General features: G+C 64.9%; 19 protein-coding genes. 2 read left to right on the top strand and 17 right to left on the bottom strand.

Going from position 1 to position 20,406, the window contains the following annotated elements; all coding sequences use genetic code 11:
- Positions 1-40: 40 nt before the first annotated feature.
- From AC6LJY_RS27105 to AC6LJY_RS27025, 17 genes are all read right to left on the bottom strand, one after another.
- Complete coding sequence (locus AC6LJY_RS27105) at positions 41-499, bottom strand: DUF1178 family protein (RefSeq protein ID WP_104144475.1); 459 nt, start codon at positions 497-499, stop codon at positions 41-43.
- A 135-nt stretch (positions 500-634) separates the two neighbouring features.
- Positions 635-1,345, bottom strand: coding sequence for a DUF2968 domain-containing protein (locus AC6LJY_RS27100; protein ID WP_314359776.1), 711 nt, complete (start codon positions 1,343-1,345; stop codon positions 635-637).
- Positions 1,346-1,461: 116 nt separating this feature from the next.
- Complete coding sequence (locus AC6LJY_RS27095) at positions 1,462-2,844, bottom strand: sigma 54-interacting transcriptional regulator (RefSeq protein WP_219990563.1); 1,383 nt, start codon at positions 2,842-2,844, stop codon at positions 1,462-1,464.
- 49 nt (positions 2,845-2,893) lie between these two features.
- Positions 2,894-4,996: a TadG family pilus assembly protein gene (locus AC6LJY_RS27090; protein WP_498137186.1), complete on the bottom strand. Its 2,103-nt coding sequence runs from the start codon at positions 4,994-4,996 to the stop codon at positions 2,894-2,896.
- Positions 4,997-5,046: 50 nt separating this feature from the next.
- Positions 5,047-5,448: a DUF3613 domain-containing protein gene (locus AC6LJY_RS27085; protein ID WP_314359781.1), complete on the bottom strand. Its 402-nt coding sequence runs from the start codon at positions 5,446-5,448 to the stop codon at positions 5,047-5,049.
- Positions 5,449-5,628: 180 nt separating this feature from the next.
- Positions 5,629-6,561: a tetratricopeptide repeat protein gene (locus AC6LJY_RS27080; RefSeq protein ID WP_314359778.1), complete on the bottom strand. Its 933-nt coding sequence runs from the start codon at positions 6,559-6,561 to the stop codon at positions 5,629-5,631.
- A complete protein-coding gene (locus AC6LJY_RS27075; RefSeq protein WP_046804082.1) occupies positions 6,561-7,562 on the bottom strand; it encodes a type II secretion system F family protein in 1,002 nt (333 codons plus the stop codon). The genes AC6LJY_RS27080 and AC6LJY_RS27075 overlap by 1 nt, the downstream gene beginning before the upstream one ends.
- A 12-nt stretch (positions 7,563-7,574) precedes the next feature.
- Positions 7,575-8,498 carry a type II secretion system F family protein gene (locus tag AC6LJY_RS27070; protein ID WP_314361706.1) on the bottom strand — a complete coding sequence of 308 codons (924 nt, stop codon included), beginning with the start codon at positions 8,496-8,498 and terminating at the stop codon, positions 7,575-7,577.
- A complete protein-coding gene (locus AC6LJY_RS27065; protein ID WP_498137185.1) occupies positions 8,498-9,859 on the bottom strand; it encodes a TadA family conjugal transfer-associated ATPase in 1,362 nt (453 codons plus the stop codon). The genes AC6LJY_RS27070 and AC6LJY_RS27065 overlap by 1 nt, the downstream gene beginning before the upstream one ends.
- A 34-nt stretch (positions 9,860-9,893) precedes the next feature.
- Positions 9,894-11,234, bottom strand: a complete 1,341-nt coding sequence (locus tag AC6LJY_RS27060) for a P-loop NTPase family protein (protein ID WP_498137184.1) — start codon at positions 11,232-11,234, stop codon at positions 9,894-9,896.
- Positions 11,231-12,613: a type II and III secretion system protein family protein gene (locus AC6LJY_RS27055; RefSeq protein ID WP_498137183.1), complete on the bottom strand. Its 1,383-nt coding sequence runs from the start codon at positions 12,611-12,613 to the stop codon at positions 11,231-11,233. The genes AC6LJY_RS27060 and AC6LJY_RS27055 overlap by 4 nt, the downstream gene beginning before the upstream one ends.
- Positions 12,614-12,675: 62 nt before the next feature.
- The gene (cpaB, locus tag AC6LJY_RS27050) at positions 12,676-13,644 is read right to left on the bottom strand and encodes a Flp pilus assembly protein CpaB (protein WP_104144278.1); all 969 of its coding nucleotides are present in this window, start codon (positions 13,642-13,644) and stop codon (positions 12,676-12,678) included.
- Positions 13,641-14,123 (bottom strand): TadE/TadG family type IV pilus assembly protein, encoded by a 483-nt coding sequence (locus AC6LJY_RS27045; protein WP_498137182.1) that lies wholly within the window; start codon positions 14,121-14,123, stop codon positions 13,641-13,643. Before AC6LJY_RS27045 ends, cpaB begins: the two co-directional genes overlap by 4 nt.
- A gap of 1 nt (position 14,124) precedes the next feature.
- The gene (locus tag AC6LJY_RS27040; protein WP_371683079.1) at positions 14,125-14,562 is read right to left on the bottom strand and encodes a TadE family protein; all 438 of its coding nucleotides are present in this window, start codon (positions 14,560-14,562) and stop codon (positions 14,125-14,127) included.
- On the bottom strand, positions 14,532-15,053 hold the full coding sequence (locus tag AC6LJY_RS27035; protein ID WP_046804089.1) for an A24 family peptidase: 522 nt from the start codon (positions 15,051-15,053) through the stop codon (positions 14,532-14,534). The genes AC6LJY_RS27040 and AC6LJY_RS27035 overlap by 31 nt, the downstream gene beginning before the upstream one ends.
- Positions 15,054-15,204: 151 nt before the next feature.
- Positions 15,205-15,384 (bottom strand): Flp family type IVb pilin, encoded by a 180-nt coding sequence (locus AC6LJY_RS27030; protein ID WP_046804090.1) that lies wholly within the window; start codon positions 15,382-15,384, stop codon positions 15,205-15,207.
- Between the two features lie 116 nt (positions 15,385-15,500).
- Positions 15,501-16,331, bottom strand: a complete 831-nt coding sequence (locus tag AC6LJY_RS27025) for an MHYT domain-containing protein (protein WP_498137181.1) — start codon at positions 16,329-16,331, stop codon at positions 15,501-15,503.
- 488 nt (positions 16,332-16,819) lie between these two features.
- Here AC6LJY_RS27025 and AC6LJY_RS27020 point away from each other — a divergent pair, with 488 nt between their 5' ends.
- Positions 16,820-18,529: a ShlB/FhaC/HecB family hemolysin secretion/activation protein gene (locus AC6LJY_RS27020; protein ID WP_498137180.1), complete on the top strand. Its 1,710-nt coding sequence runs from the start codon at positions 16,820-16,822 to the stop codon at positions 18,527-18,529.
- 375 nt (positions 18,530-18,904) lie between these two features.
- Positions 18,905-20,406: collagen-like triple helix repeat-containing protein (locus AC6LJY_RS27015; protein WP_498137179.1), on the top strand; the 1,502-nt coding region annotated here is incomplete at its 3' end.

Raw genomic sequence — 20,406 nt, 5'->3', positions numbered from 1 at the left:
CAATTCGCGGGCCTGGCTTTTTTGTTGACCACCGCAAGCGTTATTGCAGGCGCTCGTCGTCCAGAAAGTCCGGCACGGCCATGACTTCGATGCCGTCTTCGACCAGCGCGGCGCGTTCATCCGGCGTGGCCGTGCCGCGTATCGGGCGCTCGTCGGCGTCGCCCTCGTGGATGCGGCGCGCTTCTTCGGCAAAGCGCGGGCCGACGTTTTCAGTGTTGCGCAGCAACGCGCGCACCTGTTTCATCACGATGGCCTGCACCGCGGCCATTTTCTCGGCGTCCGAGGCGCCCGCGGGCACGGCGGGCGGGCTGGCCGGCGCGTGCAGATGCGACACGTTCAGGCGCGGCGCCGACAATCGCTTGGTGATGCTGGCCGACCCGCAAACGGGGCACGTAACCAGGCCACGCGCCTGTTGCGCGTCGTAGTCTTCGTGCGAGCCGAACCAGCCTTCGAATACGTGGCTGTGTTCGCACTGGAGGTCAAAAACTTTAAGAGCCATGGTTGCCATATGGGGGTCTGCGGCAAGAATACAAGTATCCGGCCAGCCACCCCACTATCCCCTGAAATGCGCGGGGTCATTACCGCCCGGCCAAGAAAAACGGGCCCGCAGGCCCGTCTTGGCAAAAGCGCACGCTTACTTGCCGCGCTTGGCCCCCGGGCCGCCGTCGATCTGGGCTTGCTGGGCCTGAAGCGCATCGATCTGGCGCTGCAAATCACGCAGTTGCTGGCGTACGTCCTTTTGCTGGTCGGCCAGCGCCGTGGCTTCCTGGCGCGACTGTTCCTGGCGCGCGGCCACTTGCTGTTCCTGCTGCATGCGCAGCGTACGGTCGGCTTGCAGCGTGCTCAGTTGCTCGCTACGGCTGGCCAGCAGCTTTTCGGCATGCGCATATTCGGCTTGCAGCTTGATGCGCTTGATGTCCACTTCAGCCAGGTCCGCCGATTGCGCGGCGAACGCGCGGTAGGTGGATTCGGCCTGCTTTTCAGACAGCGTCTTCAGCACGCGCCAAAAATCCTTCTGTTGAAACAGCGCCACGTAATAGGTCAGGTCGTCGGGCTTGAACAACAGGCTGGCGCCATACGTGCCGTTGTAGGCCGTGCGCAGCTCGGACACCTGGCGCGCCTGGATCAGGCCTTGCAGTTCGGCCACGGTGGACGCAGGCCGGGCGGGCGCTGCGGGCGGGGTCACGGGCGGGGTTACCGGGGCGTCAGCCGCCTTGGTATCTTCGACCTGCTTAACCGTGGGCCGTGGCGCTTCGGATTGAGCGCTGGCGCACGCCGCCAGGCCGGACAACGCCGTGCCTAACAGCGCCATGCGTGTGGCGGCACGGATAAATTGGACGTTCATGCCTTCCCCAAAAAAATCGTTGCGGAACTATAGCAATTTATTTCGCTCACGGTTGATCTGCTTACATAGGCCGCGAACGATCTGTCGCCCCCTAGGGGGCTTCCCCAATTGCAGGATCAGGAGGCCTCCACGACGCCCTCCGCCGTTTCGCCCTGCCCGCCGCCCAGATGCAGCTTGCGCATCTTTTCCCACAGCACTTTGCGGCTGATACCGAGCGTGTTCGCGGTGTCTTGCCGGCGCCAGCCGTTAACGTCCAGCGCCGCCAGGATGCGGGCGCGTTCGGCCCGCTCGGCGTCGGTGAATACCGGTGGCTCGCACAGCGTGCTGGCGGCGCGCAGGGGTTCCCCGATCTGATCGAAGATGCGCGCGATGCGCGATTCGTCCCAGGCGCCGAATTGCCGGCGCATGATGGCCACGCGCTCGGCCACGTTGGACAGTTCGCGCACGTTGCCGGCGTAGCGCGTGCGCGCCACGCGGTCCAGCAGCCATTCCGGGGGCTCGCCGTCGCAGCCCAGGCGAGCCAGCAACGCGCGGAATATGGCGATCTTTTCATCGCCGCCCCGCTGCTCAAGATTCGGAATGCGCAGTTCGATCACCGCCAGCCGGTAATAGAGATCGGCCCGGAATTCGTCCTGCCCCACCAGCACGCGCAGGTCTTTGTTGGTTGCCGCGACCAGGCGAAAATCCACCGGAATTTCCACGGTGGAACCCAGCCGGGTCACTGCGCTTTGCTCCAGCACGCGCAGCAGTTTCACCTGTTGGTATAGCGGCAGGTCGCCAATTTCATCCAGGAACAGCGTGCCGCCATTGGCCTGTTCGAAATAGCCCTTGTGCGCGCCCACGGCGCCGGTGAACGCGCCCTTGGCATGTCCGAAGAAATGCGCCTCGAACAGGCCTTCCGGGATGGCCCCGCAGTTGACCGCCACGAAGGGGCCGTCGGACCAAGCCGCGCGGTCGTGCAGCAGGCGCGCGATGCGCTCTTTGCCGACGCCGGTTTCGCCGTGGATCAGCGCATTGCTGCGGCAATCGGCAAACATCTCGGCTTCGGCCAGTAGCGCGCGCATGGGTTCGGACACCGCAATCAGGGGTTGCTCGCGCTTGGGCGCGGACCGGCTGAACTGCTCCAGCGTGCCCAGCAATTCATATAGCAGCTTGCGCAGGTCAGCCGTGGTGAACGACAGCGGCAAGGTGTAGGAATACTCGGGAGGGTAGTAGCGAGGATCGCGGCCACGCGTTTCGGCGGACACCCAGATCACCGGCATGGCCTGCGCCGACAACCAGTCGTAGCCGCTGAACCGGTTGTCCCCCATGACCGACACCGACACCAGGGCGACGGCCGGGCGGCCTGGGTCGCGCGGCGGCGGAAATGCGGTGCCCACGTCCGCGCGCACCAGCGTCACGTCCATGCCGGCCAGGCAGCGCTCGGCGCGGCTGGCGATGTCGGACGTGCCTTCCCAGACGTACAGATCGAACTCGTCACGGGCGAATTTCTGAGTCATGGCAGCAACCCTGCCGGCAAGGATTGAACGGTGATCAAAGGCATCTTCATCAGTACACCAGGCGGGGCTGCCCGCAATCCACGGACAGCAGCGACACATCGGTCTGGCCCACGCTGATACCCAGCAGGTCCAGCAACTGTTGCAGCGCGGTGGACAGGGGTGCCAGCACCGGCTGCAAGAGGTTCACCACTATTGACAGCACCCCGCCCACCTGCGAGCTTCCACTGAGCGCCTGCGCGGCCACCGAATTGATCCGGCACGTGCGGATGGCGCTGGGGGTAAGCCCCAGCGCGCACACCACGTCATTCAGGGGCGCCACCAGCAGGGACGTCAGGATGTTGCCGACCAGTTGCAGCGTGCCGCCCAGCACGCCCGTCAGGCCGCCCGTGGTCAGCCTGGTGCTTAGCTGGTTAAGCGCGGTCGTGGACCACTGCATGTCGTTGTAGACCTGCGTGATCGACTTGCCCGCGCTGCTGCCGCCCCCGCCCACCAGGCTGGTGGCCAGCGCCGTGCGGTCCGCGGCGGACAGGGGGGTTCCCGTGCTGTACAGATCGCCCAAAATGCCGCCGACGACGGCGTCGGACAGGTTCGAGGCCAGCGCACCCAGGTTCACGGACGTGGCGGTGACGGTCTGTGTGGACGGTGTGCCCGGAGGCTCAGTCAACGTTACCGACACCGGCGCGGTGGAATTGAACACGGGCAAGGTCACCTTGGCAGTCAACGGCAGAATGCCCAGCACGTTCAACACCTGATGGCGTTGGATGGCCGCAAACGCGCCGGGCTGGCAGCTGTTGGTCAGTGACACGAAGTTGGCGGCGGTCTGGTCGGTGCTGGACGTCATGCCGGGAAAGCGCCCCAGGCAGATATTCGCCAACGACGAGGTCACGGCAATGGTGGCCTGATGCTGGGTCAGCGGCGCCTGGCACAGGTTGGTCAGCGTGCCGGTGGACTGCGCCACATCGATGATGATGGGCAGGTCGACCTTGGTACCCAACGTGTTCGCCAGCAACGGCCCCACCAGCGGAATATTGCTGGTGCTGACGCGCAGGTAGACGCGGATGCCCGCGCTGGTGGCCTGCGTGCCGATACCGCCAACAGCCAGCGTGGGCGGTTCGACTACGCGCACGCGCGCATCCACGCCAAGCAGCGGCACACTCAGCCCCAGGTTGATCAGGTTTTGTCCGTTGGCCACCACCAGCGCGGTTTCCAGCACGTTCAGCGCGTTGACGTTAGCTGACAGCGCGCCGGTCGCGTCCCCGCCCACCACCGCCAGGTTCAACACGCCTCCATTGCCGAACAGCTTGACCGGCAGGTTCAGCGGCATCACCGCCAGCACCGTGTTGATGGCGTTGCTGACCAGGCCCACGTCGGCGCCCGCGGTACCGCTTTGGTTGACGACGGTAAGGGTGGCTTGCAGCAATTGGCCCAGCGTCAGGTTGTTGACGGCGGCCAGTTCAGCCGGCGTGCCCACGCCCGTGGCGACCGACAGCGGCAGGCCCAGCGCCTTGAGCAAGCCCGACGGCGTGATGTTGACGCTGGCCAACCCGGCCGCGTCCAGCACGTCCAGCTGCGTGGGGGTGGCGCCTACCGTCGACAACAGCTGCGACAGCAGGCCGCCGCGTTGCAAGCGCAACAGGCGCGAACCGACCATGAAGGCCGCAACGGGTTGAGTATTGGTCGCCACCGCATTCACCGAGACGGTGGTGCTCAAGCCCAAGGTGCCGAACAAACTGGCCAATTCCTTGCGGATGGTCAGGCGCACCGCATTCAGCGCCTGGCCGCTGGCCGGATCGAATACGTGCATGCCCGAGGCGTCGGCTCGGGTGGAATCCCACAGCTTGCATTGCACCGTGATGTCGGCCGCGGTGAAGGTGTCGAAAATGTTGGGCACGTTTGCCAGCGCCGAGGCCTTGCCGGCCGACGTGGCGCGGGTGCAGTCGGCGGCCGAGCCCATGCCCAGCACCTGCACGGCCGTCAAGGCGGCCAGGTCCGCTGCCTTCTGGATCTCGCGCTTCATGTAGTAGCCGTAGCCCAACTGCGCCACGCCCAACATCGCCAAGCCGACCAACACCGCGAATACCACGGCGACGGCCATGCTGCCGCGCTGGCGCGACAGGGACACACGACAAAAGGGTTGGACTGGGGCAGGCATGATCGGGCAATCCTGAAGTTGCCATCAGCTGGCAACGGGGTGGGCGCGGGTCAGTTGGTGTTTTTGGTTTCGACCCGCTTCTGGAAATATTCCGGGATGGGATGCGAGAAGCTCTCCAGATAGCGGTTCCACGCGGCGGTGGAGACGGGCCCCAGCACGGGCAAGGCATTGCCCGCGCGGCGGCCATCGGCCTGCGCGGCGAGCAGGCCACGGGTGACGTCGCCAAACGCTTCTTCGGGCGCGGCCGCCTGCGCTGCCTGGGCGCCTTGGGTCGTGGATGTCGCTGGGGTCGTTGCCGCCGTGCCCGGCTGCGGCATGGGGCTTTGCACCTGTTGCACCACGGGGCGAGCGGGCAGCTGCGCTTGCGGCAATGGCTGCGCGGGTGCACTGGCGGCTGCGCCGCCCGACATGCCACCGGTCAAGGGCGCGTTCGACTGCGCCAAAGACGACATGGGCGCCAGCACGGCCAGCGCTGCCGCCAGCGCGATGGTCAACGCGGAAGGCAATGCGGAAGGCAATGCGGAAGGCGATGCAGCAGGCGAGGCAAGTGCCGATGCACAAGCCACTGCCGAGGGCAAAGCGCGGGATGCGAAATAGCGGGTCGTGGACATGGATATCGTTCCTGATTCGGGTTAGCGCACGATGGGCCCATTGCCCAGGCCATCCATCAACGGACTCATCACCGGCAGGACAATGCCGCCGCCGCTGGACACGCGAGTCGTCGACGCATCGGCCGCCACGGGCACGGCGACCGATGCGGACGTGGACGTAGACGTGGACGTGGATGCCGGCATCGGGGGCCGCTGCACGCGGATGTCCGAGGCCATGCGCAGCACCTGTCCGCGCGCCTCGTCACCAAGCTTGGCCTGGTCCATCAGCCGTTGCGCGCGCACCGGCTCGCCTTCCACCAGCAACAGCACCGCCAGATTGGCAAGCACCTTGGCGTTGTCGGGCGCAAGCTCGGCCGCCTGCCCCAAGGGCACGCGCGCGCCCGCCGGGTCGCCGGCACGCAGCCGCGCATAACCCAGGTCGCCCAGAATGCGCGCGTCCATGGGTGACAGCTTGGCGGCGCGCGCAAAGTCGTCGGCGGCCTGATCGAACTGCCCCCGCGCCCCGGCAATCAAGCCCAGGCCATGCCAGCCATCGGCCGCCTGATCGGTGGACAGCAAGGCGCGATAGGCTTGCTCGCTCATGGCCGTCTGGCCGGTCTGGCGCAAGGCCTCGGCGCGCAGCACCGCCACGCGCGCATCGTTGCCGAACTTCTGCTGATACGCGTCGATATACGCCAGCGACGCGAAATAACGCTCTTGGCGCTGCGCCTCGGCAATCAGCGACAGCATCATCTCAGGCTCTTTCGGACGCCGCTTGGCGTCCGCTTCATCTTCCTTCTGGCGCGCCAGCGCCTGTTCCTGCTGTTGCTGCTGGATCAGCTGCCACGCCGATTCCGCGCTGTTGGTCTTGCATCCCGTCAAGCCCGCACCGGCCGCCACGGCCGCCGCCACCAGGGTCCACCGCAAGGCGCCCCCGCCGGTATTGCCCCCACCCTTCTTGATCACGCCCGCCATTACATGCCCCCCATGCGTGACATGCCACGCAATACCGCGATAAACCCCGCGCCGCCCGTCACGATCAACAGGGCGGGCAACAGCGTCACGATCATGACCCCCGTCATCTTCACGGTGGTCTTGCCCACTTTTTCTTTCAGTTCCAGCCGGCGCTTGTCACGCAGGCGTTCGCCGAACCGGTTCAACGGTTCTTGCACGGCGCCGCCATGCTGATCCACCTGCGCGATCAGCCGGCAAATGGCCGACAGGTCGTCGTTATCAAACCCCGTGGCCAGCCGCGCCAGCGATTGCTCGCGCGTGCGCCCACGCACATACAGTTCAGAGGCCAGGCGCAATTCGTACGACAGCACCGGCAAGACCTGCGCGAACTCTTTGATCAGCACCTGCATGCTCTGGTCGATGGACAAGCCCACCCCTTGCAGCAAGCGCAGCAGATCGATCAGCAGCGGCAGCTCATCGCCGGCCATGCGCTTGCGGCGCGCCAGGCGGCGGCTGACCACCCATTTGGGCAGCATATAGCCGATGGCAAAGCCGAAGAACGCGGCGATGAAGACGCCCATCGAGGAATCGGTCAGGTGCTTGCGCAGGTCGATCACCACCGCCACGATGGGCAGCGCAATGGCCAATCCGAAGCGCGCCGCGACAAAGCGCGAGCGGGCCGTGCCGGTATTGGCATAGCCCGCCATGTCGACCATCTTGCGGTCTTCGGCGGCCAGCAACGTGTCAGCCAGGCGCCCTTCGCTCAGGCGCTTGCCGAACGCGTCGGCCACCCGGGCCGCCGACGAAAAACGGCCCCGGCTTGTGTCGGCCGTCGCGGCCGCCGCGGCCGCGGCCGCACCGCCCTGGCGCGTGGCCAGCGCCTGATCGATCACCTGACGGCTACGGCCCTGCCCGCGCAGCCGGCGCGCCATGCTGACGCCCAGCACCAGCAGCGCGGCGGCCACCAGCATCAGCGCCGCCGCCAACACGGTAGAGACATCCCAGGATTGCAGCATCCGCATCGTTGCCTTCCCTTAAATCGACTTGGCCATGCGATACAGCCAATAGCAGCCGCCAATTTGCAGCACCACGGCGGTCAGCAGCATCTTGAAGCCCAAGGGGTCTTCCCACAGGCCCATGAAAAGCTTGTTGTTCGCCACGATGATGAAGCCGGCGATTCCCACCGGCAGCAGCGCCAGGATCCACGCCGACAGGCGCACTTCGGCCGAGCTTGCCGACAATTCATTACGCGCCTGCGCCACGTCGCGCATGAACGCGGCCATGCGCTCCAGCACCTGGTCGCTGCGTCCGCCAAAGCGCATCGCCAGCGACACCACGGCGGCCACCATGTACAACTCTTTCAAGCCATACATGCGCGACACCTGTACCAGCGCCGCGTCCAGTTCCTTGGCCGAGCGGCTCAGGCTGGCCGCCGTTTCCACCACTTCCAGCAGCGGTTGGTCGGTGGTGGCGGCGGCCGTCTGGAACGCGGCGCCCATGCTGTTGCCGATGGTGATCAGGCGCACGATGTTGTCCAGGAAGGCGGGCAGCTGCGCAATCATCCGGCGCCGCCGCTTGTCGGCGCGCAGCCACAGCAGGAAGTACATCAGCACGGCCAGCATCACGAAGGACACAACGCCCGACAGCGGCCCCAGGAACACCCAGGCCAGCACCGCCCCCAGCACCACGGGCACCGCCGTGCGTAAATAGAAGCCCGGACTTTGGCGCACGCCGGCCAGCAACAGCAGCCGGTCCCAGCTGGAAAACCCGCTGCGCATCGCGCGCCCGCCCTCGGCGAACGGCGTTTCTTCCGGCGTTTCGCGGCCGCGCTTGAGCTGGTTCTCCAGGAACGCAGAGCTGGCCGCGCGCCGGGCGCCGCTGTTGGCATGTCGCCAAAGCAGCACCGCGCCCGAAGCCATCACCAGCGCCAGTGCCCCCAGGATCAAAGCGTCTTGCATCAGCGCCTCCGGCTCCAGAAACCCCCGCCGCCGCCATCGTTGTCGCCGGGCGGGTTGTCGCTCACGCGCTGCTCGTTGCGCAGCTTCGCCAGCTTGGGCGTGTGCGGGTGTATGCCCAGCCAGTTCCAGCGGTCTTTCTCTTCGCCCTCGGGCGTGGTGAAGGTTTCGTGGCGGTACAGTTCCTGGGTCGAGATGACGTTGTCGCCCATGCCGGTGACTTCGGTCACCGACAGCACGCGCCGCTTGCCGTTGGACAGCCGGCCGATCTGCACGATGAAGTCCAGCGCGCTGGCGATCTGCCGGCGCAGGCTGTCTTCGCTGCCCTGAAATCCCGCAAAGCCCGCCAGCATTTCGATCCGGTACAGGCATTCGCGCGGTGAGTTCGCGTGAATGGTAGCCATCGACCCTTCATGGCCGGTGTTCATCGCTTGCAGCATGTCCATGACTTCCGCGCCGCGCACTTCGCCCACCACCACGCGGTCGGGCCGCATGCGCAAGCTGTTGCGGATCAACTCGCGGATGCTGACCGCGCCGCTGCCGTCAAAGCCGCCCTGCCGCGACTCCAGCCGCACCACGTGCGGATGGTTCAGCGACAGTTCGGCGGTGTCTTCCACCGTAACCACGCGCTCGGTCTCCGGAATGAAGAACGCCAGCGCATTCAACAGCGAAGTCTTGCCCGAGCTGGTGCCGCCCGATACCAGCACGTTGCAACGGTTCTTCACGGCTTCATGCAGCAGCCGGTAGATGTCTTCGTCAAAGGTGCCCAGCGTCAGCAGGTCGGCGGGCTTGAGCGGGTCCTGGCGAAACTTGCGGATCGACACCATCGGGCCATCCACGGCCAAGGGTTCGATCACCACGTTAAGCCGGCCGCCATCGGGCAAGCGCGCGTCCACCATGGGGCTGGACTCGTCCAGCCGCCGGCCGATGGGCGCAAGAATGCGGCGCACGATGCGCAACACATGCTGGTTATCGGTAAAGCGCAGCGTCTCGCGCGCCAGCACCCCGCGCCGCGAGACGAACACGTTGTCGTAACCGTTGATCAGGATGTCTTCGACGGCCGGATCGGCAAGCAGGTCTTCCAGCGGCCCCAGGCCGGCCAGTTCCTTGGTCAGCGCCTCGGCGATCAGGCGCATTTCGCCTTCGTTGATCGGCACGCGCCGCAAGCGTACAAAGCTCGCGACTTCGATATCGACGAACTCCTGGATGGCCGATCGCGCCCAGCGGCCGAACTCCGCGCCCAGTTCTTCGATGCGCGACAGCAGGTGCTCGTACGCCGCCGTCTTGACTTCCTGGAAGCGGTTCGACGAGGCAAAGTCCTTGTCGCCGTCACCGCCGAATTCAATGGTCGCTGTCATGATCATGTCGGATTCCGCCGCCGTCCCGTGAAGCTTGCCGTTAACCGACGATCATGCGGCGGTGCACACCGGGCAGCCATGTGGCCAGCCAGCTAGCCCGCCCGCCGGGGGTGTTCTCTTCCGCGCTGAGTTTTTCCGCCAGCGTCTGCACCGCGCGCACATACACGTCGCGTTCGGCCTCTTCATGCAGCAGGTGACCCTGGTTGGTGCAGACCATCAGGGCCAGCGTGCGGTCCGGCAACGTGCCCACCAGATCCAGTTGGAAGCGGTCGGCAATCTGCTGCGCGGTCATGCCGTAGCGTTCGTCGTAGCGGTTGACGATCAGGCCCAGGCTGCGGCGGTCAACATGCAGTTGCTCCAGCTCTTGCAGCAGGCCGGCCAGCGACACCAGCGCCCCGACGCTCTGGTCGGTCACAATCCAGTTCTGTTGAGACGAGCGAGCCAGGCCCGCCACGAATTCCGGGTTGGAGAACCCGCCCGCATCCGCTACGACCACGCCGAAGTGTTGGCGCAAGCGCTCGAACACCAGCAGGGAGTCGGATTGCGAAACGTCGCGCATCTGGGATAGATCGCGCGGTAGCGCCAACACGCTCAGACCGTTGTTGGTGTGGGCCATCGCCGAACCCAACAAGGTGGAATCCAGCCGGCGCAGGTTGCGCGCGGCTTCCGCAAAATCAAAGTCGCTACCGATATTCAGGTAAAGCTGGCAATCGCCCACCGGCCAGCCCAGGTCCATCAAGGCCACGCGGCTGGCCAGGGGCAGCATGGCGCCCGATTGTTCGGCCGGCTTGACGGGCTTGGCGCCGTTGGCGCTGGCGCGCGCAAGGTGCGCCTGCTTCAAGCGGTCTTGCACCATGCCGGCCAGATGCACGGCCAGCGTGCTGGTCCCCACGCCCGGACGCGCGCCCAGCAACAGGACGCTGCGACGCGAGCCGTCCATGCGGCCACCACTGGCCGGCACGTCAAGCAGGCGCAACACCACTTCCTTGACTTCCTCGGGTGCGACCGTCGGGTCCACGAAATCGCTGACGCCCGCACGCAGCGCCGCGATGGCGCCTTCGGGCTGGCTGAGAAAACCGACCGCCACACGCGGCACGGTCGGCGCGATACGCGCCAGCAAGCGTGCCAGCTCGGCGGATTTGAACAGCTTTCCGGGTTCGTCCTCACTGAGCGTGAAGTCCAGGAAAATCACTTGCGGTCCGATCTCGGTCAAACGCCGCGCCAACTCTTCGATGCTTGGGGATTCCTGGGTCAACATGCCCATGTCTCCCAAAGCTTGTCCAAGCTGCGCGGCGACGCCATCGCCTTTTGAGCAAAACAGGAACCGCTTGCCGTTTTGCAGGCCAACCCACTCGCTGGCATGTGTCTTCATATTGCTCACCGTGAAAAGCCCGGCATTTGCTGCCCGCCCACCGGGCCCATCAGGTAATAGCCCCAGGCATTAAAAGTTGAATCTGCTGTTTCTTGACGGCCGCCTGGCAGCGGCAGCGTCACCCCGCGCGCAATCGGGCGCACCAGGCGCGGCGTCACGACGATGACCAGTTCCGTGTCCTCTTGCGAGTAGTCCACGCTGCGAAAGAACGCGCCGATGATCGGCAGGTCGCCCAGCATGGGCACCTTGTTGACCATCGCCTTGGTCTGGCGCGACACCAGGCCGCTGATCACGAAGCTCTCGCCGTCGCCCAATTCCACCGTGGTATCCGCCCGGCGCGTGCGCAGCGCGGGGATGACGGTGCCGGCGTCGTTGCTGGTGTTGATGGCGATGCCGTTGCTGTAATCCAGTTCACTGGCCTCTGGCGCCACCTTCAACGAGATGCGATCGCGCGACAGCACGGTCGGGGTGACCGTCAGGCCGATACCGAATGGCTTGAAGGTCACCGTGGTGGTGCCCAGGCCCCCCGCTTCGGGAATCGGCAGTTCGCCCCCTGCCAGGAAGCTGGCGCTTTGACCCGTCAGGGCGACCAGCGTGGGTTCCGCCAGCACGCGCGCCATGCCGTTGCTTTGCAAGAGGCGCAGGCGCGCCGCGAAATTGTTCGTGTCATAGAACAGCGAGAAGCCCGCGGCAATCGGGCCGCCCGGCGTGAACCCCAGGGGCGCGGCCAGCCCCGTCGGGGATACGGCGCTGGCGCCGGCCCAGGGGCCATTGCTGGCGGCGAAATTGATGCCTGCCTGCTTCATCACTGACCGCGACACTTCCACGACCTTGACTTCGACCTGCACGACGCCGCCCGCGCCGGCCGAGGACACGTCCACGACGTTCTTGTCGCCCACTGCCGCGGCGGCTGCCTTGGCGGCGGCGATCTGCGCCAGCGGGGTATCGGCGTGGCCGGACACCACCGCGTGGTCGCCCGCGATATCCACGTTGGGGCCGCCCTGCACGCCGCGGCTGGCCAGGGCCGCCTGCACCGACGTGGCCACGCGCACGTTCCAGATCTGCGGCGTGGGGCTGTTGCCCGTCCATATCTGCAACTGCGTGGTGCCCGCCTTCTTGCCGTACAACAGCAGGGAGCCCGCGCGCTTGCCGGAGGCCGGCAGGATTTTCACGTCGGCGACCTCGGGGTCGCCGATGGCAATGCGACTGGGCGCGGCGCCGTCAAGCATCAGCGATTGCTGGCCTTTGACGGCCACCGCGATATCGCGGACCGGTGCGTTCGCCGCCGCCGAGGGCGCGGCGCCCTGGGCCAGGCTTACGGCACCGTATGTCATCGCCGCTGCGGCCGACAGGACGCAGATCATGGTGGTGCGCTGATATCTTTTCATGTGCTGGATCTGGTTGCTTCTAATGGTCCAGCCGCGGCGGCACCTGCCACGCGCAGCCAAGTTCAATAACGAACGCGCTCGGATTTGTCTCCCCGCACGATTTCAACGGTACGGCCCCCGCCGCCGCCACTGCCGGCAGTGGGCGCCGACACTCGGTTGGCGGGCGCTCGCGCCGCGGGTGTGGCGCCTTCAAGCTGCACCAGGCTGTCGCCCGCAAAGGCGCGGTTTGGGCCGGTCAACAAGGCTTCACGCTGCGCGGGGGTAAGGTCGGCGCGGGTGGGCAACACCGTGCCGCGCTTGGCAAACAGCGTGGCGTCTGGCACGGCGTCATCACCGACGGGCCGCAACGCCAGTTGCAGACGGCCGGCACGGCTGGCCAGGATCAGTTCATTGATCTGTTCGACCGGCACCGCCAGCACCGCGGTCCGCGCCGGCTGCCCGGGGCCTTGTTGCAGCACGGATTTTTCTTCCGGACCGTCCACCGAGCTTTTGCCAAAGGCCAGCACGCGCAGCTGCGATTGCAGCAGGCGCGCCTGGCCCCCGGAGATTTCCTGGCCTTTTTCCACCATGAAGAACACATCCACCAGGTCGCCGGGCGCAATGCGGTTGCCGCCGCCGACCACTTCGTCGACCGCGATGGCGACAGCCCGTTCGCCGGGCTTGAGCTGCTTGGCAAGGCCCTGCGCCAGCAGGCTGGGAACGATGGGGTCACCCGCTGCGATGTCCACGCGCGCCACGGCGCCTTCCAGCGGTGCCGGGGTGTTGAAGCTGTTGGAAAGCGCCACCTGCCATTGCGCGACGGTCAGCATTGTTGCGGCGTCGATGCGCGTGCCGGCGGCAATGGCTTCCTTGGCCACGACAACATCGTGCAAGGCCACTTGCGGCGCGGGCGTCGCTGCCGGCGCGGTGGCGACCGGTGACGGATTGGCGGGCGGAGGACCGGAATGCGACGCCAGGCGCCACGCCAGGAAGGCCAGCACCAGGCCCGCCACCAACAACACGCCCGCAATGATCTTGCTAATACTGCTCATGGTGTCCCTTGCGATATCTGCACGATGGCTTTCGACGACAACCTGCTTGGTACCCAGTTCTTGTTCGTGCCGGGCAGCAAGACGATGAACGATTGCAATGTGGCCAGCAGCGGCCAGGACTGGGTGTTGTAGGTCATGGCGACGGTGGCGCAATTGGCGACTTCGCCGCCGGACCCGGCCCAGGCGCACGGCGCGCGCGTGGTCGCGCATGCCACCGCCGAGCCGGTCGAGAAAACACTCATGGCGGCCGAGCAGGCATCGCCCTGCACGTTGGCGCTGCCGCTGATCTGCGCGTACACGGCGGCGCGGGCGCCCTCTCCGGCGGCGGCTGCCAACTGTTGCTGCATCCAGAACAACACGCCGTAGCCCACCACGGCGCAGATGAAGATCAGCAGCATGGTCAGCGTCAGCGACAGTTCAAGCGCCGCAATGCCGCGTTGGCGCAGCGCTGGCGCAAAACGGGTGCGTGGCAGTGCCATGTCAGCCTCCCACGCCCAGCGTGTTGCCAAGATGAACCGTGGCGCGCGCGCTGAGCACGCTGGTGGACGGCATCAACATCGTCTGCAACAGCGGAAACGAGGGGATCAACGGATGCGCGCCGTAGGCATACGACACCGTCACTTCGATCTGGTCGGCGGCCAGCGGCTGACCGCTGCACGTGCCGCCCGCGCTGCTGCTCAAGGCGCCGCCGCTGCCGCAAACCGCAACCTTGATCGGCGCGGCCGACATGGAAGACATCCAGGATGCGATATTCAGTGCGGTGTCGCGGCCTGCGTTGGCGCGCGCGGCCAGCGACGTGGTGCCCGCCTGCCATTGCAGGACTTTGCGGGCGCCGTCCTGCGCGGCCAGCGTGACGGAATTCTGCGCAAGAAACACCAGCCCGTAGGTCAGGATGCCGTAGAGCACCAGGAAGAACACCACGAATACCAGGGCGAATTCAAGGGCATAAGAACCACGCTGAGCGCGGCGATACCCAGATACATGGCATACGGAATTTGACGCAGCCGGTGCGACACCGCCCAATAGCGCGACACCACCACATACGCCAGCGCGTGCACGCCGGCCAGCAGACTGGCCAGCACCATCACCAGGATCAGCGGCGCCAGACCCAGCCACAGCCCCAGGATGGCGATTGCCTTGACGTCGCCCGCGCCCATGAGGCGCCGGCCCCAAAGCGGCAAGAACAGCAGGGCCGCCAAAAACCCTGCCCCACACATCAACCATCCGGTCCAGCGCGGCGGATACGTCCATCCAGGCACGAAGGCGGCGGCCAGCAGCCAAAGCAGCTGCGCCACGAAGCCCACCACGATCAACGTGTTGGGTACGCGGCGATAGCGCAGATCGTTGTAGATCAGCACCACGTTCCAGCATGCGAACAACAGCAGCCACAGCACTTCCCCTGGATACAAGGCAGGACCTTCTGATCAAGCAGATTCAACGGCAGGCCCGCTCGTCCAGAAGAGCGCAACCCGTGTCAAGCAAACAACCTCGGACTTCTGCCACGTACCGCGATGCCCCGACACATTGGGTCATCGCGGTACGCGTTAGCGCGCTAGGGCATCAACCCCCGCCTGCGGTATTGAGCTTGGTGCCGAGTCCCGTGAACATGGTGCCCAGGGCGTCGGTGAAAGTCCCCACGGCAGCGATGAGGGCCACCGCCACCAGACCCGCGATCAACCCGTATTCCAGGGCGGTGATGCCGTCTTCGTCGTTCCAGAACTGCGCAAGTTTCGCTTTCATGTCGAGCTCCTAACACTCGATTGATAATTGAGCCGATCCGCGTAGCGGTGCCGACCCCCTATTGCCGGTATTTGCCGCGTCCGAATGAAGAGCATCCGAACGCATACCGGGCCCTGCTAGCCCGGCCCCAATGTGGAGCCGGGCGCCTTGCCTGGTTCAGCCACAGGCGCCGATTCAATAAACGAGTCGATACGCTGCGCCATGCGCGAACGGAAACGGGTCGACGCGCGTTGCAGTTGCCAACGCATGATCAGCAACATGACCGCCGACAACACAAACGCGATATACGGCAGCATCACCCCGCCGATTTGCAGGCTGGACGCCTCACGGGGGGTTGAGCAGATAACCGTGCCGGCCGCCGCGCCGGTGTAATGCATGCCGCAAACGGCCACTGCCATCAAAATGGCCGCGCCGCCTCGTTGAAACTCGTTCTGGGTATTGAACGCCAGCCAGAGCGCGGCCGAAGCGGCAATTACGGCGATAAGCACCGATAAAACGACAATGGGCAGATTCCACAGCAGCACGGCCGGCATGCGCATCGCGCCCATGCCCAGGTAGTGCATCGCGGCCACGCCCAGGCCGGCGGCCATGCCACCCACCAGGCATCGGCCAAAGGTGAAGCGTTCGCGGCCGACATACCAGAAGGCCCAGCCGGAAAACCCGGCGGCAACGAAGAAACTCAGTATGGTCAGGCCAACCTGATAACCGACATCAAACGGCAGGTTCTGCGCCTGCATGCCAATGAAGTGCATGCTCCAGATGCCCACGCCGCCCATGGCTACCGCGCCGATGATGATGTAACCGATGCGCAGGTCGCCGTCCTGGGTTTCTGTGCGAATGCCCGCCGCCGCCAGCAAGGCGACGTAAGAGCCCAGTACCGCTGTCAGAAACGACAGGGCGACCAGGCCGCCGTTGAACGAGAGCGGAACAATATCGCCCGGGTTCATGAACGGCCCCGGTGAAACAGCGGCAATAGGCAAAGCGGGATCGGTTGATCGCGCCAATGATTACTAGGGTGATGCGTGCCCATCTTGTGGACTCCCGGTGGCTCATAACCGATGTGTTTTGAAACGTTTATATAGTCTTATCTATTAACATTTAATACACATCAGGGTTTACACGTATATTCACATCCCGACGACCACCGACATGTAATCAATACAGCAAAACTAGGGTGAACTAAATAAAAATCCCCTAGTTAACCCTTATAAAACTTAAATATTTTCTTTCATGAGAATCTCAATATGTTGTAATCCTGCCGTTCCCGACTGGTCACAATGAAATAATTTGTTGTTAACTCCGTCCGCTGGCACCATATTGCCTACGACGCACTGAAGCACCTTTTACAATACTGCGTCCCCATTTTTATTCAGTATTCCCGCAATATCGAATACTCATCGGGACGGCGTTGGTAGAAACAGAGACACACTAGGCAATGAGACGTACGTACCCGGCAAGTTCGCTTACCCTCGCCCTGATCTGTACGGTTTTCTTTGGCGCTCCCGCGCGCGCCGACGGCCCTTTGCGAGGCAACCCCGTCGACGCGGTCCCGCAGCTGGAAAGGCCGCCTGGCGCCACACAACCGCCCCCCGTCGTGCAGACGGCAACCCCCGAGCAACTGGCGTTGCAGGCGCGGTTGGCCCAACGCATCGTGCCGCGCAATTTCGATGTCAGCGGCGTGCACGCCATTCCCTTCGACGAGGTTTCCGCAATACTCAGCCCCTTGTCAGGCAAGGAAATCAGCCTGGGGGAACTGGTCCAGCAGGTCGATAAGATCACGCAGCTATATCGCGACAAGGGACACCCCCTTTCGTTTGCACTAGTACAAAACCAGACATTCGCGAATGGGCTGGTGGTCGTGACCGTGGTGGAAGGGTTTATCAGCAATGTGCGCATCGAAGGCGATATCGGTAACGCACAAGATCGCCTGGATACCTTGGCTGGCCCGCTGAAAGAGGAACGTCCGCTTAAACAAGCCACGCTGGAGCGGCAGCTGAACCTGATGCGCACGGTGCCAGGTGTGAAGTTCACGCCCAGCCTGGATTTACCGCGCCGCGCCGACGGCGCCACCGAACTGGTATTGAACGCGACCCGGCATCCTTTCAGTTTGACAGGCGGCGTGGCCGACCTGGGCACCGGTATGCAGCCCTTGGTCAATGTGGGCGCCAGCAGCCTTACCCCGTTGGGCGAACAGGTCAAGTTGACCGCGGCGGTGCCCTTCAATACCGACGACGTGAAATATGTAATGGGCGAAATCAGCGTGCCCATCGGCCCTGACGGGTTGGCCATCAAAGTGGATGGTTACCACTATGACGCCAAGCCCAAAGACGACGCGATCGAATATCTGGGGTTTGAACGCCGAGTAAAGAACGACCGCATCGGTATTGGGGTCAGCTATCCGATCCTCTTGAGCAATACGCGGTCGCTGACGGGCACGGTGGGCATGTACGCCGCCAATTCCAAAGACCGATATGAATCGCGCAATGCCGACCTCTGGTTGCAACAGGACGCTCGGGTACGCGCTGCAAATATCGAATTACGATATATACAGTTGTCGGAAATCCAAACAACCGACATAACCGCCAGCGTGTCCAAAGGCTTTGATGCGGCGGGCGCGAAGAAGGATATCTCAAGCAATTACGGTTATTCCGCCACGCCGATTCTGGACCTGGATTTCGCCCGCTATAACCTGAACGCCAAACAAACCGTCGCCCTGCCGGCCCAGTTCGGCCTGACGTTTTCAGGCGCCGCGCAATATTCCAGCAATATATTGCCCTCGTCCGAGCAAATCTCTTTTGGCAGCTGGCGCTACGCAATGGGATACCCGCAAGGGGAACAAAGCGGGGACAAGGGCGTGGGCGTATCGGCCGAAATCAACCGGCGCTTCGGCACAGGCTGGGAATACCTGTCGGCCGTCCAGCCTTATGCGCTGATCGACTATGCGCGCACTTGGTACAACAACAAGGGCTTGCAAGCGCTGAACCAGCGGCACCTGTCCTCGGTGGCGCTGGGGCTGCGCTTCACGGACGATAAATACTATCTGTTCGATTTCAACGTGGCCAAGCCGATCGGATCGGCCACGGTCAATAACGACCGCGACGTGCGCTTTAACGCCAACTATTCGTTGTTCTACGACGCGTTCTGACGCACCGCATTCCCGACCCCTTTGGCGCCTGCTCCGACAGGCGCTTTTTTTTGCGCGCTTGCGGCAGGCTGAAACGACCTTTATTTGCGCCGGTTCCCAACACCGCGTTACGTAACGACGCCCGTAACGTAACGTCGGATAACCGGCCATTCGTAACATTCGCAGGCTTTTTGTGGTCGCAAAAGTGACGAATTCCCAAGCCTGGTACAAACCCTGGAATCCACACCAAACCATTGAAAACAAAGGATTTTATTAACCCTCAAATGCGTGGGCCCGTGCAATATGGGTCCGTTTGAAAAATCTTGGCACGGATTATGCATGTAGAGCGGTACCGGGCGGTTTCCACGCCTGACCTACCAACCCGAGGAGCTCGCCATGATGTCCAAGATTGAAGCCAGCCGCATTCAACGCATTTTGACCGCCACCGTCATGGCCGCTGCTGTCGTCAGCGCGCTAGCGGCGTGCGGAAGCAGCGGTGGTAGCAAGAAAACCGCCGGCCTGCCCGGCATCGATATCCCGACCAACCCAGGCGGCACGAACCCCGGTGGCACCAACCCGGGCGGCACCAATCCCGGTGGCACGGACCCCGGCAACCCTGGCAACCCGGGCACTCCCGGCGGCACCGACCCCAATCCCCCGGTCAATCCGGTGACGGCGGGCCTGCTGCAAACGACGTTGGGCAACACCGGCAACGCCGTGGACAACACGTTGCCCCTGAATCTGGGCCCCACGCTTGGCGGCGTGGGCAAGGCACTGGATCCCACGGTGGAACCGGTGGTCAACACCGTGGTCGGGCTGACTCAGCAAGTGGGCGCCACGACCGGGCTGGGCGCTCCGGTGGACGGCGTGACGACGCAAGTAGGCGGCGCAGTGAGCGATTTGGGCACGTCGATCAAGGGCGCCGGCCTGCCCGGAGGCTTGAGCTCCGGCCTGGGTGGCCTGGTGGACGGTTTGGGCAAAACCGTAGGCGGCGCGGGCGATCTGCTGAACGCGGACCCCGCCAATCCCATGCCGCTGACGACGATGCTGGGCAACGCCACCAACGCCGTGGGCGCCCTGACGGACGGCCTGGGTGGCCAAGGGGGCTTGCTCAATCCGGTCATGCAACTGGCGGGCGGCGTGACGGGGCGCCTGTTGGATGGCCCGTCCAACCCTGTCCTGCAACCGGCCCTGTCCAATGTTGGCAAAACAGTGGACAACGTGCTGCCCCTGGGCTTGCAACCGACGCTGGGCGGCGTCGGTGCCGCGCTGGACATGAACGTTGCGCCGATCGCCGGCACGGTGACCAACCTGACGCAGCAAGTGGGCGCGAAAACGCAGCTGGGCGCCCCGGTGGCCGGCCTGTTGACCAGCCTGGGCGGCACGCTGGCCGGCGCGGGCGGTACGTTGCCGGGTAACACGGCCGGCCTGAACGGCGTGTTGCAGGGCCTGGGCGGCGCGGTCGCCAGCGCGGGCGGTCTGGTTCACGCTACGCCCGGCAATACGAATCCGCTGGGCTCCACGTTGGCCAACGCGACCGGCGCGGTGGCGTCGGTGACCGGCGCCCTGGGCCTGGGCGGCGTAACAGGCGGCATAACGGGCGGCGTGACCGGTGGCGGTACGAGCGGCCTGCTCAGCCCGATCACCGGCATCCTCGGCGGGGTCGGTCGCGTGGGCGGAACGCCCGCGGCGGGCGGCGTGAACGGTTTGTTGGCACCGGTGACCAGCTTGCTGGGCGGCGTGAAGGGTGCGGTCGGTGGCGCGACGGGCGGAACGGCGGGCGGCGCGGCCAACGGCGGATTGCTCGGCGGCTTGCTGGGTGGTGTGACCGGCGGCGCCACGGGTGGATCGGCGGGCGGCGCCTCGGGCGGCGCGGTCGGCGGCGGCTTGCTGGGTGG

The sequence above is a fragment of the Achromobacter sp. RT286_PF genome, from assembly GCF_059760425.1.
This window is presented reverse-complemented; position numbering and strand designations above follow the sequence as displayed.

Coding starts and splice junctions, on each gene's coding strand:
- AC6LJY_RS27105 (WP_104144475.1), bottom strand. CDS start 499: ATGGCTCTTAAAGTTTTTGACCTCCAGTGCGAACACAGCCACGTATTC.
- AC6LJY_RS27075 (WP_046804082.1), bottom strand. CDS start 7,562: ATGCGGATGCTGCAATCCTGGGATGTCTCTACCGTGTTGGCGGCGGCG.
- AC6LJY_RS27080 (WP_314359778.1), bottom strand. CDS start 6,561: ATGGCGGGCGTGATCAAGAAGGGTGGGGGCAATACCGGCGGGGGCGCC.
- AC6LJY_RS27085 (WP_314359781.1), bottom strand. CDS start 5,448: ATGTCGTCTTTGGCGCAGTCGAACGCGCCCTTGACCGGTGGCATGTCG.
- AC6LJY_RS27020 (WP_498137180.1), top strand. CDS start 16,820: ATGAGACGTACGTACCCGGCAAGTTCGCTTACCCTCGCCCTGATCTGT.
- AC6LJY_RS27055 (WP_498137183.1), bottom strand. CDS start 12,613: ATGAAAAGATATCAGCGCACCACCATGATCTGCGTCCTGTCGGCCGCA.
- AC6LJY_RS27045 (WP_498137182.1), bottom strand. CDS start 14,123: ATGGCACTGCCACGCACCCGTTTTGCGCCAGCGCTGCGCCAACGCGGC.
- AC6LJY_RS27065 (WP_498137185.1), bottom strand. CDS start 9,859: ATGATCATGACAGCGACCATTGAATTCGGCGGTGACGGCGACAAGGAC.
- AC6LJY_RS27095 (WP_219990563.1), bottom strand. CDS start 2,844: ATGACTCAGAAATTCGCCCGTGACGAGTTCGATCTGTACGTCTGGGAA.
- cpaB (WP_104144278.1), bottom strand. CDS start 13,644: ATGAGCAGTATTAGCAAGATCATTGCGGGCGTGTTGTTGGTGGCGGGC.
- AC6LJY_RS27070 (WP_314361706.1), bottom strand. CDS start 8,498: ATGCAAGACGCTTTGATCCTGGGGGCACTGGCGCTGGTGATGGCTTCG.
- AC6LJY_RS27100 (WP_314359776.1), bottom strand. CDS start 1,345: ATGAACGTCCAATTTATCCGTGCCGCCACACGCATGGCGCTGTTAGGC.
- AC6LJY_RS27090 (WP_498137186.1), bottom strand. CDS start 4,996: ATGCCTGCCCCAGTCCAACCCTTTTGTCGTGTGTCCCTGTCGCGCCAG.
- AC6LJY_RS27025 (WP_498137181.1), bottom strand. CDS start 16,331: ATGAACCCGGGCGATATTGTTCCGCTCTCGTTCAACGGCGGCCTGGTC.
- AC6LJY_RS27030 (WP_046804090.1), bottom strand. CDS start 15,384: ATGAAAGCGAAACTTGCGCAGTTCTGGAACGACGAAGACGGCATCACC.